Annotated in this window: 16 protein-coding genes; 5 read left to right on the top strand and 11 right to left on the bottom strand. The window is 62.9% G+C overall.

From position 1 onward, the window contains the following. The first annotated feature begins 88 nt into the window (after positions 1–88). Both ttcA and AC1RZR_RS24260 read left to right on the top strand, forming a co-directional pair. Entirely contained in the window at positions 89–982 is an 894-nt protein-coding gene (gene ttcA, locus AC1RZR_RS24265) for a tRNA 2-thiocytidine(32) synthetase TtcA (protein ID WP_481826218.1), read from the top strand. Then, positions 972–1799 (top strand): inositol monophosphatase family protein, encoded by an 828-nt coding sequence (locus AC1RZR_RS24260; RefSeq protein WP_481826217.1) that lies wholly within the window; start codon positions 972–974, stop codon positions 1797–1799. Before ttcA ends, AC1RZR_RS24260 begins: the two co-directional genes overlap by 11 nt. A gap of 35 nt (positions 1800–1834) precedes the next feature. Here the strand turns inward: AC1RZR_RS24260 and AC1RZR_RS24255 are convergent, their stop codons facing one another. Together AC1RZR_RS24255 and grxD are read right to left on the bottom strand one after the other, a co-directional pair. After that, positions 1835–3103, bottom strand: coding sequence for a multidrug effflux MFS transporter (locus tag AC1RZR_RS24255; protein WP_481826216.1), 1269 nt, complete (start codon positions 3101–3103; stop codon positions 1835–1837). Positions 3104–3234: 131 nt separating this feature from the next. After that, the gene (gene grxD / locus AC1RZR_RS24250; RefSeq protein WP_379027203.1) at positions 3235–3570 is read right to left on the bottom strand and encodes a Grx4 family monothiol glutaredoxin; all 336 of its coding nucleotides are present in this window, start codon (positions 3568–3570) and stop codon (positions 3235–3237) included. A 426-nt stretch (positions 3571–3996) separates the two neighbouring features. Between grxD and AC1RZR_RS24245 the strand changes: the two genes are divergently transcribed. Both AC1RZR_RS24245 and AC1RZR_RS24240 read left to right on the top strand, forming a co-directional pair. Beyond that, complete coding sequence (locus AC1RZR_RS24245) at positions 3997–5124, top strand: multicopper oxidase domain-containing protein (RefSeq protein ID WP_481826215.1); 1128 nt, start codon at positions 3997–3999, stop codon at positions 5122–5124. Next, entirely contained in the window at positions 5121–6320 is a 1200-nt protein-coding gene (locus AC1RZR_RS24240) for a ZIP family metal transporter (protein WP_481826214.1), read from the top strand. The genes AC1RZR_RS24245 and AC1RZR_RS24240 overlap by 4 nt, the downstream gene beginning before the upstream one ends. An 18-nt stretch (positions 6321–6338) precedes the next feature. On the opposite strand, the gene AC1RZR_RS24235 is transcribed toward AC1RZR_RS24240, so the two are convergent. The 4 genes from AC1RZR_RS24235 to AC1RZR_RS24220 form a co-directional block, all read right to left on the bottom strand. Next, the gene (locus AC1RZR_RS24235; protein WP_010909092.1) at positions 6339–6572 is read right to left on the bottom strand and encodes a BolA/IbaG family iron-sulfur metabolism protein; all 234 of its coding nucleotides are present in this window, start codon (positions 6570–6572) and stop codon (positions 6339–6341) included. A gap of 123 nt (positions 6573–6695) precedes the next feature. Further along, complete coding sequence (locus AC1RZR_RS24230) at positions 6696–7208, bottom strand: hypothetical protein (protein WP_481826213.1); 513 nt, start codon at positions 7206–7208, stop codon at positions 6696–6698. Further along, the gene (gene purL / locus AC1RZR_RS24225; RefSeq protein ID WP_481826212.1) at positions 7205–9436 is read right to left on the bottom strand and encodes a phosphoribosylformylglycinamidine synthase subunit PurL; all 2232 of its coding nucleotides are present in this window, start codon (positions 9434–9436) and stop codon (positions 7205–7207) included. Before purL ends, AC1RZR_RS24230 begins: the two co-directional genes overlap by 4 nt. Before the next feature lie 162 nt (positions 9437–9598). Beyond that, a complete protein-coding gene (locus tag AC1RZR_RS24220; RefSeq protein ID WP_477275325.1) occupies positions 9599–11017 on the bottom strand; it encodes an aminotransferase-like domain-containing protein in 1419 nt (472 codons plus the stop codon). Positions 11018–11110: 93 nt separating this feature from the next. Between AC1RZR_RS24220 and AC1RZR_RS24215 the strand changes: the two genes are divergently transcribed. Beyond that, positions 11111–11362 carry a DUF1127 domain-containing protein gene (locus AC1RZR_RS24215; RefSeq protein ID WP_477275323.1) on the top strand — a complete coding sequence of 84 codons (252 nt, stop codon included), beginning with the start codon at positions 11111–11113 and terminating at the stop codon, positions 11360–11362. Positions 11363–11418: 56 nt separating this feature from the next. On the opposite strand, the gene AC1RZR_RS24210 is transcribed toward AC1RZR_RS24215, so the two are convergent. From AC1RZR_RS24210 to AC1RZR_RS24190, 5 genes are all read right to left on the bottom strand, one after another. Then, complete coding sequence (locus AC1RZR_RS24210; RefSeq protein WP_481826211.1) at positions 11419–12060, bottom strand: Pr6Pr family membrane protein; 642 nt, start codon at positions 12058–12060, stop codon at positions 11419–11421. Positions 12061–12063: 3 nt separating this feature from the next. Then, a complete protein-coding gene (locus tag AC1RZR_RS24205) occupies positions 12064–12471 on the bottom strand; it encodes a hypothetical protein (protein WP_477275319.1) in 408 nt (135 codons plus the stop codon). Then, on the bottom strand, positions 12468–13133 hold the full coding sequence (locus AC1RZR_RS24200) for a glutathione S-transferase family protein (RefSeq protein ID WP_481826210.1): 666 nt from the start codon (positions 13131–13133) through the stop codon (positions 12468–12470). Before AC1RZR_RS24200 ends, AC1RZR_RS24205 begins: the two co-directional genes overlap by 4 nt. An 87-nt stretch (positions 13134–13220) precedes the next feature. Continuing rightward, complete coding sequence (purQ, locus tag AC1RZR_RS24195; RefSeq protein WP_481826209.1) at positions 13221–13889, bottom strand: phosphoribosylformylglycinamidine synthase subunit PurQ; 669 nt, start codon at positions 13887–13889, stop codon at positions 13221–13223. Beyond that, positions 13886–14437, bottom strand: a complete 552-nt coding sequence (locus tag AC1RZR_RS24190) for an RNA 2'-phosphotransferase (RefSeq protein WP_481826208.1) — start codon at positions 14435–14437, stop codon at positions 13886–13888. Before AC1RZR_RS24190 ends, purQ begins: the two co-directional genes overlap by 4 nt. Positions 14438–14575: the final 138 nt, after the last annotated feature.

Genomic DNA, 14575 nt, shown 5'->3' with positions numbered 1-14575 from the left:
GTTTTCCGTCCGGAATTGCTCCGAACAACGTGATAGAGCGGTCGGCGTTTCCTTGAAACGATGACCGGTTCACCGAAAGCGACATGCCATGAACATGCTGCCAGACATCGAAACGCTTGAACCGATTGCCGACAGCGACGGCGGCTTCCATCCGCTGTTTGCTGACGTGCCGTCCTCGGTCGAGTTCAACAAATTGCGCAAGCGACTGCTGCGTCTCACCCGTCAGGCGATCGAGGATTTCTCGATGGTAAAGCCCGGCCAGCGCTGGCTGGTTGCGCTGTCTGGCGGCAAGGACTCCTACGGGCTGCTCGCCGTGCTGTTGGACCTCAAATGGCGCGGGCTGTTGCCCGTCGATTTGCTGGCCTGTAACCTGGACCAGGGCCAGCCGAATTTCCCCAAACACATCCTGCCCGGCTATCTTGACAGCCACGCCATTCCGCACCGGATCGAGTATCAGGACACCTATTCCGTCGTCACCGACAAGCTGCCCGAGGGCAGCACCTATTGCTCGCTCTGCTCGCGGCTCAGGCGCGGCCATCTCTATCGCATCGCACGCGAAGAGGGCTGCTCGGCGCTGGTGCTCGGCCACCATCGCGAGGATATTCTGGAGACCTTCTTCATGAACCTGTTCCATGGCGGCCGTCTTGCCGCCATGCCGCCGAAACTGCTCAACGACGAGGGCGACGTCATGGTGCTGCGGCCGCTGAGCTACTGCGCCGAAACCGACCTTGAGAAATTTGCCGCGGCGATGCGGTTTCCGATCATTCCCTGCGATCTCTGCGGCAGTCAGGAAGGCCTGCAGCGCAACGCCATGAAGGCGATGCTCGAGGATATCGAAAAGCGCATGCCCGGCCGCAAGGACACCATGCTGCGTGCGCTGTCCAACGGCAGGCCATCGCACCTGCTCGACAGAAAACTGTTCGACTTCGCCGCGCTCAACGACACCCTCACCACCAGGCAAGATGTTCCCGATGAAATTTGACGACACCGCGATCGACTGGCTGGCCGGCCTTCTGGCCGAGGCAGCCCAGTCCGAGATCATGCCGCGCTTTCGCCGTCTGGGCGACGGCGACATCCGGCAGAAGACCTCGGCCGCCGACCTGGTGACCGAAGCCGACGTCAATGCCGAGCGGCTGATCACCGCCAGGCTGCGCGCGCGTTGTCCCTCGGCGATGGTGGTCGGCGAGGAAGCCTGTTCAGACGATCCGGCGCTGCTCAATGGCCTGGGCGATGCCGATCTGGCTTTCGTCATCGACCCGGTGGACGGCACTTTCAACTTCGCATCCGGCGTGCCGCTGTTCGGCGTCATGCTGGCAGTGGTGGTCAAGGGCGAGGCCGTTGCCGGCATCATCCACGATCCGGTCGGCAAGGACTGGTTGATCGGCGCCAAGGGCGCCGGCAGCCATATCAGGCATGCGCATGGCAGCCTGGAGAAGGTGCGCGTCGCGGCGCCTGCGCCGATCGCGGACATGACCGGCTCCGTCTCCTGGCAATACATGCCCGAACCGGAGCGGTCGCGGCTGGCGCGCAATCAGACGAAGATCCTGTCGCAATTCGCCTATCGCTGCGCGGCCCACGAATACCGCCTGCTGGCCAGCGGCCACGCCCATTTCGTCGTCTACAACAAGCTGATGCCGTGGGATCATCTGGCCGGTGTGCTGATCCATGCCGAGGCCGGTGGCCACGCCGCGCGCTTCGACGGCAGCGCCTATCTGCCGTCGCACCTGGATGGTGGCTTGCTTGTCGCGCCCGACCGGGAAGGCTGGCACGAGTTGCGCCGCGAACTTTGGGCAGAATAGGACCTATCCCTACGGCCGGTGTTGAATCGGCGGGTTTAATGCAAGTCGGCCATATGCCCTGAGACGGGTGGGTTGTGGGGCTGGAACATCTTGCCGCGCTCGGCGATGAAAATCATCAGCAGCGCTGCGACCGAGACGCTGCAGAAGCCGGCGGCCAATGGCGTCACCGTGCCGTTGAAGGCCTGACCGATCAGCGTGCCGAGAATGCCGCCGAGAAAGGTCTGCATGAAACCCAGGATGGACGATGCCGTGCCGGCCAGTTGGCCGAGCGGCTCCATGGCCAACGCGTTGAAATTGGCGCCGAGCGCACCGAAAGGCAGCATAGCGCATGCAAAGAAGGTGATGAAAAGCCAGAGTGGCATCTTCATTTCCAGCGAAACGACCAGCCAGGCCAGGCTGATGACCAGAAACAACAGCAGCGCGCTCTGCGACAGGCGGCGCATGCCGATACGGCCGACAAGACGCGAGTTCAGATAGTTGGAGAAAGCAAGCACGCCCGCAACCCCGGCGAAGATAACCGGGAACATCTCGCCGACGTTGAATATGTCGACATAGATCTGCTGCGCCGAGGCGATGAAGCCGAACATGGCCCCGAAAATGAAGGTGCTGGCAAAGGCATAGCAGATCGCAACGCGGTTGGTGAGCACGATGCGGAAACCGCCGACGATGGAGTTGACGGTCAGCGGCCGGCGGTATTCGGGATGCAGCGTTTCAGGCAGGCGCAGCAACGACCAGGCCGACACGATCAGCGCACCGGCCGCCATGGTGACGAAGATCCAATGCCAGGTTGCAAACAGCATGATGAACTGGCCGATCCCCGGCGCGATGACCGGGATGGCCATGAACACCATGAAGATCAGCGACATCACCTCGGCCATGCGCCGGCCGTCGAACGTGTCGCGCACGATCGAGACGGCGATAACGCGGGTCGCGGCAGCGCCTATGCCTTGCACGGCCCGGCATAGCAGAAGTGTTTCAAAGCTTGGCGCAACAGCAGCCGCCGCAGCCGCGGCGACATAGATCACCAGCCCGGCAACCAGTGGCGCGCGGCGTCCGAAACGATCCGAGATCGGGCCGAAGAAAAGCTGGCCGCCGCCGAAGCCAAGAATATAGGCTGTAATGACATATTGCCGATGGTTTTCGTTCTCGACGCCGAGCGAAGCGCCGATCTGCTGCAGGGCCGGCAGCATGATGTCGATGGCCAGCGAGTTCAGCGCCATCAGTGCGGCGCACAGGGCGATGAACTCCCAGCGCGGAATGGGCAGTTTGCTTGCCGATTGCGGCGCGGCTGTTGGCTGGTCCACGGCAAGTCCGATCTCTCAAACGAAAACGCGCCGGCGGGCCGGCGCATTGGCTCGTCTTGGTCCCGATATCAGGGACATAAAATTGCCGAGGTGGGGCTGCCCTGGCGCTTAACGTATGCGCAAAACAGAAATCAGGCGGCGCCTTTGACGCTGACGCCCTTCTCGACGAGGAACGTCTGCAACTCGCCTGCCTGGAACATCTCGCGGACGATATCGCAGCCGCCGACAAATTCACCCTTGACGTAGAGCTGCGGGATCGTCGGCCAGTTGGAATATTCCTTGATGCCCTGGCGCAGCTCGGCGGAGGTCAGCACGTCCACGCCTTTGTAGTCGGCGCCGATATAGTCGAGGATCTGCACGACTTGGCCGGAAAATCCGCACTGCGGAAAACCGGGCGTGCCCTTCATGAAAAGGACGACGTCGTTGCCCTTCACTTCGTTGTCGATGTAGTCGTTGATACCGCTCATGGACGATCCTTTCACGCCTGTGGGAGTCAGGCTGGAAACATAGCCATCAAATAAACCCATAGGTTGCCCGAAACAAGATGTTTGCGCCGCCGCCGCTGAAATGGCGCAAAGGATCGCCTGATATTGGGCCAAACGGGGCGCATTCTGAAGTCTCGAGGCGCGATGAAAAGCCGGCATGGTGCGGCGATCCTTGGTAGGCATTCTTGCTCTGGGCAGCGCTCCTGAAATGGTGGTTCAGGCAGCCGCAGAGCCCGGCCATCATCATGGAAACGAACGCCTACGCCGCCGCCAGCCGGATGTGGCAATCGCCACCCAGTCCGGCCCGATGCTGCCGCCGGGTGCCGCCAAAGCCGAAATATAGCTGTAGCTAACTCTTGAAGCTTGCGCTATTGTGACCGCAAGTGTCATTGCAAAGAGGACGCCGGCATGCGCGAGGGGAAACTCTGGGAGCGAAAGCTCGATCGAAGGCTGCTTCTGGCCGGTGGTCTTGCGGCTGCCGGCGGCACCGTGGTCGCGGCGAATGCCGCCCGCGGTCAGACAAGCCACGCCGGTCACGAGATGCCGGCGGCCGCTGCCGCTGAAGCGCCGCCGGCGCATCTCTCAGCCCATGGCGCCATGATCACGGTCGGCGAGGTCGACGACGCACGCAACGGCTTCGATCCATCGAAGATGCTAAGCGACTGGTACACCGGAACGGTGTCGATGCTGCCGGACGGGCGGACGCTTCGGACCTTCGAGGTCACTGCGGAGGACAAGGAGATCGAGATCGCGCCCGGCATCATGTTCCCGGCCTGGACCTACAATGGCCGTGTGCCAGGACCGACGCTGCGTGCGACCGAAGGCGAGCGGCTGAGGATCGTCTTCCGCAACCAAGGCTCGCATCCGCATTCGATGCATTTTCACGGTATCCATGCCGCGCGCATGGACGGTGTTCCGGGCGCCGGCCTGATCGGACCGGGCGAGGAGTTCGTCTACGAGTTCGATGCGAGGCCGTTCGGCTGTCACCTGTATCACTGCCACGCCCTGCCGCTGAAGCGGCACATCCAGAAGGGCATGTACGGCGCCTTCGTGATCGACCCCGATCCGGCCCGGCATCCGGAGCACGAAACGGTCGCCCGATCGCGCCTGCTCGGCACGCCGGAGAATGCCGGCTGGCAGGAATTCGTCATGGTGATGAATGCCTTCGACACCAACTTCGACAACGAGAACGAGGTCTACGCCGTCAACACGGTCGCACACGCCTATGCCAAGAAGCCGATCCGGGTGCTGAAGGACAAGCCTGTCCGCATCTATCTCGTCAATGTCGTCGAGTTCGATCCGATCAATTCCTTCCACCTTCACGCCAATTTCTTCGACTACTACAATCAGGGCACAACCCTGACGCCCACGCTCAGGACCGTCGACCTGATCACCCAGTGCCAGGCCGAGCGCGGCATCCTCGAGTTCCATTTCCGCGACCACGAACCTGGCCTCTATATGTTCCACCCCCATCAGTCGGAATTCACTGAACTCGGCTGGTCCGGCATGTTCGACGTCGTGGAGGCCGTGTCGTGACCGACCTGAGCCAAACTTCCGCCGATCCGCGCGCCGACCGCCCAAGGTCTGCCTATCTGCTCTGGGTCGCACTGCCGCTCGTTGTGCTCGGGCTAGCCATCGCCTGGCTGGTCTCCTCTGACCCGCTGTCGAGCTTCCGCAATGGCGCGCCGCCGGTCGAGAACCTCACCTTTGAACGGACGATCCTGGGGACCGACGGCATCCGGGTCCTTGTCCGGGGCGGCGGATCGGAAGCGATGACCGTTGCGCAGGTCCAGGTCGACGATGCCTTCTGGCAGTTCACGCAGGATCCTCCGGGACCGATCGCGCGCGGCGCCACGGCGTGGATCAGCCTGCCGTATCCCTGGGTGCTGGGGGAGGCGCATGCGATCAACGTCGTGACCAGCACCGGGACGACATTCGGGCACGAGATCGCCGTAGCCGTGCCCACGCCGACACGCGATTCGCTGAGCTTCGCCGCGCAGGCGGTACTCGGCGCCTTCGTCGGCATCCTGCCGGTAGCGATCGGCCTTATGTTTTATCCCGCGCTCCGCGGCGTCGGACGGGGCGGCATGGACTTTCTTCTGTCGCTGACCGTTGGGCTGCTCGCCTTCCTTTTCGTCGATGCCCTGGAGGATGCCTTCGAACTGGCCGGCGAAGCCGCCGCCCTATTCCAGGGGCCGACGATGGTGGTGCTTGCCGCCGCCGCCAGTTTCCTCCTGCTGATGGCTGCAGGCCGGCGGAGTGGGACGCCGACGGGCCTGGCGCTCTCCACTTTCATCGCGCTCGGCATCGGCCTGCACAATCTCGGCGAAGGGCTGGCGATCGGCGCCGCCTTCGCCTCGGGCGCGGCGGGGCTGGGCACCTTCCTCGTGCTCGGCTTCACATTGCACAACATCACCGAGGGTATCGGCATCGCTGCCCCGATCCTGAAGCAGCGCCCGTCATTGCGGACCTTCGCCGGACTGACGCTGCTCGCGGGCGGACCCGCCGTCGTCGGCCTGTGGATCGGCAGCCTCGCCTACGCCCCGCAATGGTCGGCGCTGGCGCTGGCTGTCGGCGCAGGGGCAATCCTGCAGGTGATCGTCGAGCTTGTTTCGATGCAGTTTCGCGAGCGGGGAGACGGCACACGTGCATTGTTTGCACCGAGCGCGATGGCTGGTTTGGCAGCCGGAGTTGGCTTCATGTACCTCACGGCGATGCTGGTCAAAATCTGAACAGCTGGGTCTCGAGGCTCAGTCCGGCACGCTGGTCTGCAGCGCCAGCGCGTGCAGCACCCCGCCCATATTGCCCTTCAGCGCGTCATAGACCATCTGGTGCTGCTGGACGCGGCTCTTGCCGCGAAAGCTCTCGGCCACCACCTCGGCCGCGTAGTGGTCGCCGTCACCGGCGAGATCGCGGATCGTGACCTTGGCGTCCGGAATGCCGTCCTTGATCAGTTTTTCGATGTCGTGGGCATCCATTGCCATGGCAAAATCCTGTTTCGAGCGGCCGGAGCCCGGCCATCTGATAAGAGTCGGGCGAGCCTAAAGCCTTTCTGGTCCGGATTGAAGCCGTTCAGTCCTGCCACCGGCAAGAAGACCCGGGCAGACTTAGGCTGGTGGGCTTGCTTCGTCCTCGGCAGCATCCTCGCGCGTCGAAAAAGCGCGGCCAAGGCTGAAGGCCAGCACATAGAGCGGAACGTTGATAATCAGGCTGACGATGGGGAGATAGCTCGTCATTCGCCAGAACGGCGAGAAGAATGGCTGACCGTATCCATCGCAGACAAGCGAGGAGCCGTATTCCCACAGCGCTCCAACGAGCACCGCGGCCGCGAAAAGCTTGATGCAGGTGACAATATGCCTTGCCCGCGCCGGATCCGGCAAAAGGCGATCCCATAGCACCAGGCAGAGGATCGGAACCGCGTAGATGAGGTTCTGCGCGGCGAGCATCGGAATGGTGCCATTGGCCGCGGCGAGGAACTCCGAGCGTGTTTCCAGCCGTGTGCAAACCTCGCTCGAGGTCGTCGACAGCAGGAAAAAGACGAACGGCCCGAGGAACCAGAAGAAGAACAGCGACGGCCAGAAAACGACTGCAAGCAGCGCCCGGGCAGCCAGTCTCGTCAACTGGCCTGATCCATGAAGCGTGGGAACCAGCCTTCGTGGGCGCCGGTCAATTCGCCGACCGGGATCGCCCGCGCCTCGCCGAGCTTCAGCGTGTTGCCGCCCGTCGAGCCGATCCAGGGCGCGAAAATGCCGAGTTCGCCTTGCTGCTTGCGAATGGTGTCCCATTCATCGCTATCCGGATCGATCGACAGCGTCAGGAGATAGCGCCCCTGATCCTCACCGAACCAGACCGGGATCGGATCGGTGCCGACAAGCCCGGGGATGGTGGCGCCGATGCCGGACGCCATCGCCATTTCGGCCAAAGCCACCGCGATGCCGCCATCGGAAACGTCATGCGCCGACGTGACGATGCCGGACGCGATCAGGGCGCGCACATGGTCCCCGACACGCTTTTCATGCTCGAGGTCGACCGGCGGCGGCGGGCCGTCGCTGCGCCCATGGATGTCGCGCATATAGACCGACTGGCCGAGATGCGTTCCCCACGAAGCGGGCGCGCCGACCAGCAGGATCATCTGGCCCGCACCGGCAAAGCCGGTTCGCACCATCTTCGACCAGTCGGCGATCAAACCGACGCCGCCGATGGTTGGCGTCGGCAGGATGCCCTGGCCGTTGGTTTCGTTGTAGAGCGAGACATTGCCGGAGACGATCGGGAAGCCGAGCGCGCGGCAGGCATCGCCGATGCCTTTCACCGCGCCGACCAGCTGGCCCATGATCTCCGGCCGTTCCGGATTGCCGAAATTGAGATTGTCGGTGGCCGCCAGCGGCAGCGCACCTGTGGCGGTCAGGTTGCGCCAGCATTCGGCCACCGCCTGCTTGCCACCCTCGTAAGGATCGGCTTCGCAATAGCGCGGCGTCACGTCTGACGAGAAGGCCAGCGCCTTGGTCGCATGACCGTCGACACGCACCACACCGGCGTCGCCGCCCGGCAACTGCAGCGAATTACCCTGGATCAGCGTATCGTATTGCTCCCAGACCCAGCGGCGCGACGAAAGATCCGGTCCGCCGAGCAGCTTCAGGAGCGCCTCGGCGACATCGGCCCGCGGAACGTCGTTGGCGGCAAGCGGGGCTGGCTTCTTGGCCTCGATCCAGGGACGATCATACTCCGGTGCCTTGTCGCCAAGATCCTTGATCGGCAGATTGGCGACCTCGTCGCCCTGATGCAGGACGCGGAAGCGCAGATCGTCGGTGGTCTTGCCGACAATGGCGAAGTCGAGCCCCCATTTGTGGAAGATCGCCTCGGCTTCCTGTTCCTTTTCAGGGCGCAGCACCATCAGCATGCGCTCCTGGCTTTCCGACAGCATCATCTCGTAGGCACTCATGCGCTCTTCGCGCACCGGCACCTTGTCGAGATCGAGCTCGATGCCGAGGTCGCCCTTGGCACCCATTTCGACTGCCGAACAGGTGAGACCGGCCGCACCCATGTCCTGGATGGCGATGACCGCGCCCGAGGCCATCAATTCGAGGCAGGCCTCCAGCAGGCACTTTTCGGTGAAGGGGTCGCCGACCTGCACGGTCGGGCGCTTCTCGTCGATCTTGTCGTCGAATTCGGCCGACGCCATGGTGGCGCCACCGACACCGTCGCGGCCGGTCTTGGCGCCGAGATAGACGACCGGCAGGCCGACCCCCTTGGCTTCCGACAGGAAGATCGCATCGGTCTTGGCTATGCCGGCCGCAAACGCGTTGACCAGGATGTTGCCGTTGTAGCGGGCGTCGAAATTGACTTCGCCGCCGACCGTCGGCACGCCGAAAGCGTTGCCATAGCCGCCAACGCCTGAAACCACGCCTGAAACGAGATGCCTGGTCTTGGGATGGTCGGGCGCGCCGAAGCGCAGCGCATTCATCGCTGCGATCGGCCGTGCGCCCATGGTGAAGACATCGCGCAATATGCCGCCGACGCCGGTCGCGGCACCTTGATAGGGCTCGATGTAGGAGGGGTGGTTGTGGCTTTCCATCTTGAAGACGACGCAGTCGCCGTCGCCGATGTCGACCACGCCGGCATTCTCGCCCGGTCCCTGGATGACCTGTGGGCCGGTGGTCGGCAGTGTGCGCAGCCATTTCTTCGAGGATTTGTACGAGCAATGCTCGTTCCACATCGCCGAGAAGATGCCGAGTTCGGTGAAGCTCGGCTCACGGCCGACAAGATCGAGGATGCGCTGATACTCGTCGGGCTTCAGCCCATGCGCGGCGATGAGCTCGGGGGTGATCGGCACGGAATTGGAAATGGTCATGGGCGGCGATTTGTATCCGGGGCGCTGGGATTTGAGTCCCCTCTTATCGCAAGCCTTGCGGCCGATACACCCATGGATCGACGAAAAACGCAGGAAAACCGGACAAAGCCACCGGGCAATCCGGGGTAGCCAGCGATCCCTCAGGAGCGAGCTGCTTCGGGCTCAGGAAAAACTGTCGTAGCCGGCGCGGCCCTCATCCAGAAGCCGCCGGATCACCGCGACGCCTTCGGCGATGTCCTTGCGTTGTCTTGGCTGTGAAACGCCGAAGCGCACGCCGTGGAAAACCTGCTCTGAGCGGCCGGCCTTGAATTCGTCCTCGTCGTCGATCAGCACACCGTGTTCGAGACAGGCGTTCTTGAAGGTGCCGGAAAGCCACGGGTCGGGCAGGGTCAGCCAGACAAAGGGCACCTTTTCGTGTGACTTGAACGCGAAGCCGGCCAGTGTCTCGCGCACGATCGCGATGCGGGCGTTGATTTCGGCGATGCTGCGTTTGCGGATCTCGTCCGCCAGGCCGGACAGCACCAGCCGGGTATTCACCTCCGCCAGCAGGAAGGGCATGCCGCCAGTCATCATCTTGTGGGCGACACGGATGCGGTGGCGATAGGCGGGCGGGCAGGAAAGCCAGCCGCCGCGAACGCCGGCCGCGACCGATTTCGACAGGCCGCCTGCGACGATGGTGCGTTCAGGGGCATATTCGGCCAGCAACGGCGTCGGATCATCGGTCAGGTTGCCGTAGAGATCGTCCTCGATGAGAACGACATTGTATTCGCGTGCGACGCGCGCGATTGCCTCGCGGCGCGACGCCGACAAGGTCACCAGCGTCGGATTCTGCGCCGTCGGCATCAGGAAGATCATCCGGGGATGTTTTTGCGCGCAGACGCGCTCGAAATCGGCCGGGTCGATGCCCCCTTCGTCTGACGCCACCAACGCCGTGCGACGGCCGATCAGCCCGGCACTGCGCGAAATCTGCGAGTAGGTGAGGTGCTCGAAGGCGACATAATCACCGGGTGTTGTCAGCGCTGCGATCGCCGCCATCACCGCGGCATGGGTGCCGAGTGTGGGGACAATGGCGTCGGCTTTTGGGCGGAAGGAATTGCGCGACAGCCAGCGGGCGCCGGCTTCGTACCAGCGGTCCGGAAAGTCCCGCGTGTAGCTCGAAATCTCGTGCGGATAGTCCTGCGCCGTGCGCGACAGGACATCGGCGACATCCGCGCCCTGGCCGATGTCGGGCGCGGCCGTGCTGTCGAAACGCAGCTTGCCGCGCGGCGCATCGATATAGCGCGTGCCTTCGCCGCTGACGTCTGAGGTCAGCAGGTTCGGCCTCGCATCATCGGCGCGCTGGCCGAGCACATAGGTTCCACGCCCGACTTCGCCGCTCACCAGCCCGCGCTCGCGCAGCAATTGATAGGCCCGGCCGACCGTGCCGACGGTGGTGCCGATGTCGTAGGCGAGGTCACGTTGCGGCGGCAGTTTTGCTCCCGCATCGATCACGCCCCGGTCGATATCCGTTTCGATGGAATCCGCAAGCCGTTGATACAGCGGCCCGGAGCCGGCGGTGAGGTCTGGCAGCCAATTTGTCATGGTGACAATTTTCTATATTGCACCGAAATGTGAGTCAATACATATCAGCTCTGCACCAAAAAGGGTGCAATTGAGAATTCTGGTAGAAAGAAAATGAATACAATCGCTACAATCCGTCATTCGAGAGCCGAGTTGTCAGGCCAATCGACATGCCCATCGGGCCGGCGCGGCTTTGCCGGCCGGCTGGTGTATGTGGTCAGGTCGCTGGCGAACTGGATCGACCATCTGCTGCAGCGCCGGCGCAGCCGGCTGGTGCTGCTGGAAATGACCGATGATCAGCTCAAGGATATCGGCGTCTCGCGCCGCGATGCCCACAGCGAGGGCATCAGGCCGTTCTGGGACTGACCCGGTTTTTTTTTGGATCAGGGCCAAACTTGGAATTGCGGACGGTGTCCGGATGACTAACGGACGCTCGATGTTCTGATGCGTGCAACGCCGTGGTCGACAAGGACGGCGGCCACGCACAGCACGAGAAAAAGCCCGGTGATGGCCGCTGCCGAGATGGCGACGCTGGCGGCGCCATTCTTGGCGACATCGAGGAAGGGGTAGGGCACTTCGCCGGCAAGCGGCGCCCGCGCCAGCGCATAGACCAGGTAGGCCACAGGATAGAGCATCCACCAGGAGATGTCGTTCCACCGCGTCCTGCCGTCGGCGCCTGCGACCAGCCACCACAGCACGAACAGCACCGGCGTCACATAGTGCAGCAGGACGTCGCAGAGCAGGAATAGGCCCTGTGGGTGCCAGAGCTGCGACAGCACCGTCGCATAGACGATGAAGACCAGAGTGATCGAAACGGCGATGCCAGCGCGCATCCGGAATCCCGCGAAGGCAGGCAGCCACGCATAGCCGGTGGACGACAGCAGCGATGTGTACACCAGCACCGCGCCGATGTTGGTCAGGATGGTGAAGAAGCTGAAAAGGAAGACGATGGAGCCGAGCAGGCTGCGGCCTGCTTCCATCGACGCCGGAATGCTGATGCAGAACTGCAGGACGAGCCCGGCCAGACCGATGACCAGACCCGCGATCTGCAGGAACCGGCTCATTGCCTATGCGGCCGCCGAACAGGAGGGATTGCCCGCCTGCCAGCGCGCAATGTCCGAACCGATGCGCGCACCGAGCGGGCCGTCGATCAGCGGTCCAAACGCGTCGACGCGGCTCGAATTGCCTTGTGCCTGCACGACCAGCAGTGGTTTGCCGCCATAATGCTTGGCCGGCACCAGCAGGAAGCGCGGCGTGCCGCTGTACGAATTCAGCTCGTTGGCCATCTGGTATTGCTTGAAGGCCGGATCCTTGCTGGCGATCCAGCATTTGTGGGCAGCGATTGCCACTTGTTCCATGGCCAGCAATGAGGCACTTTTGCCCGAGGGGACAGGCGTGCTCTTCGGGCTCGATTGGCAGGATGCCAGGGCGAAGCCTGCCGCGGCAACCAGCGCGATCGTCTTGCTCCTAGTCAAGCGGCACCCATCTCAAGCTCGGACAGAAAAATCTTCAGGCCGTCGGTCATTTCGCCCCACACCCGCGACAATGCCGGATGCTGCGAGGCGATCTGTTGATAGGCATCGAATTTGGGATAGGCGTCGAGCAGGTCGTGGCGTCCCGTCATGGCGCGGAACTGGTTGAAGATGAACCGCGTCGGCGTCAGCCAGGCGTCGGCGAAACTGATATCGTCGCCGAGCGCGAAAGGGCCTTGCGCCATGCGTTCCTCGATCGCCGCCAGTCCGTGGTGCAGGCGGGCGAACTGGGCGTCGATCTCGGCACTGTTTCGCTTCGGCACGAAATGAAGCTCGAAAAGCTTCATCATCGGGGTCAGTACGTCGAGATCGGTGATGCGGGCGAACATGCGCACCAGCGCACGATCCTTGGAATCGGGCGGCAACAGCGCGGGTTCCGGAAAGCGCTCCTCGAGATACTCGGCAATGACCACGGATTCGACGATCGTTTCGCCCGAACCGGTGATCAGCACCGGAATGCGGTTCAGCGGTGAGATGGCGCGAAACTCTTCCGGGATCGGAAAGCCGGGCGGCGGCGCGATGATCTTGAGCGGCACATCCTTGATGTAGGCCAGTGCCCGCACGATCGACGAATAGGGCGACAACGGTCGCGAATAGAGTTTCATGACCGTCTCTCTCCCCAATAATGCGGACTTGCTCCCGTAAAGAGACAGGAATGTCCGGCTGTTTTCAAGGCATCCGCCTCGATGATGTCAGGCGGCAATGCCAAGCGCGCTCTCGAACAGCGCCCGGCCATCGCTGCCGCCGTGGGCTGCTTCGATCAGGTTTTCCGGGTGCGGCATCAGGCCGAGCACATTGCCGCGTTCGTTGATGATGCCGGCAATGTCGTTGATCGAGCCGTTGGGGTTGGTACCGTCCGCATAACGGAACACCACCTGGCCCTCGCCTTCGAGGCGGGCAAGCGTGTCGGCGTCGGCAAAGTAATTGCCGTCATGATGCGCGACCGGCGAGCGGATGATCTGACCAGGCTGATAGCGGCGGGTGAACATGGTGTTGGCGTTGGTGATCTGCAGCTTCACCTGACGGCAGACGAATTTGAGCGAGGTGTTGCGCATGAGCGCCCCGGGCAGCAGGCCCGCCTCGACCAGGATCTGGAAACCGTTGCAGACGCCAATGACCGTTACGCCCTGGGCCGCCTTTTCGGCGACCGCCCGCATTACCGGCATGCGCGCGGCAATCGCGCCGCAGCGCAGATAATCGCCGAAGGAAAAACCGCCGGGAATGGCGATCAGGTCGACATCCGGGATTTCGGTGTCGGTCTGCCAGACCGTGACCGGCGGTTTTCCCGAAATCTTGGTCAGCGCCGCGATCATGTCGCGGTCGCGGTTGAGGCCAGGCAGAAGGACGACGGCGGATTTCATGGCAATTCCCGTTCGAGCATCTGAACCAGATACCGGGGTGAAACGTGGTTGGTCAACCAGACGCCGTTGTCGGAGAGAAAGAATGATACCCCATCCCTCATCATGGCTGCCGAGTCGACTTGGAGGATAACACTTTTTCCGTGGCGGCGTCGTGCGACGATCAGAGCCGTTTCGGCGTCCTTTGACAAGTGAACATGCTGGCGTGACTGTCTGGTCAGGCCTTCGCGGAGAATGCTGGGGAGAACCTCTTCCTTGGTGCCGTGGTAGAGGGTTGCCGGCGGGATCGATGGCGACAAGCCGAGATCGACATCGACGCTGTGGCCTTGCACGGCACGGATGCGTTGGCCGTCGATAGCAAAGCGCTTTTTCGGATTCTCTTCGACGATGCGCGAAACATCGGCGACCGATGCGCCGAACTTCGACTGTATCACCGCGCAGAGCGCGTCGAAATCGGCCCAGCCGTTTTCGTCGAGCGACAGTTCGGCCTCCTGCGGCGCATGTCGCAGGACCAGGCTCATGAACTTTGAAATCTGTGTGTCGTTCGGCATCGCAACAAGGCGGTTTTCAAGTGTCGACGGCGGCGTCTCGAAGGCGCGGGCGATTTTGACTGCGCACGCCGTGTGTAGCGAGGTCGCGGACGTCGGTCAAACGGGTACAGAGCTCGACAGGCAAGTGCCAATGTGGCG

This window comes from Mesorhizobium bavaricum, from assembly GCF_056781655.1.
This window is presented reverse-complemented; position numbering and strand designations above follow the sequence as displayed.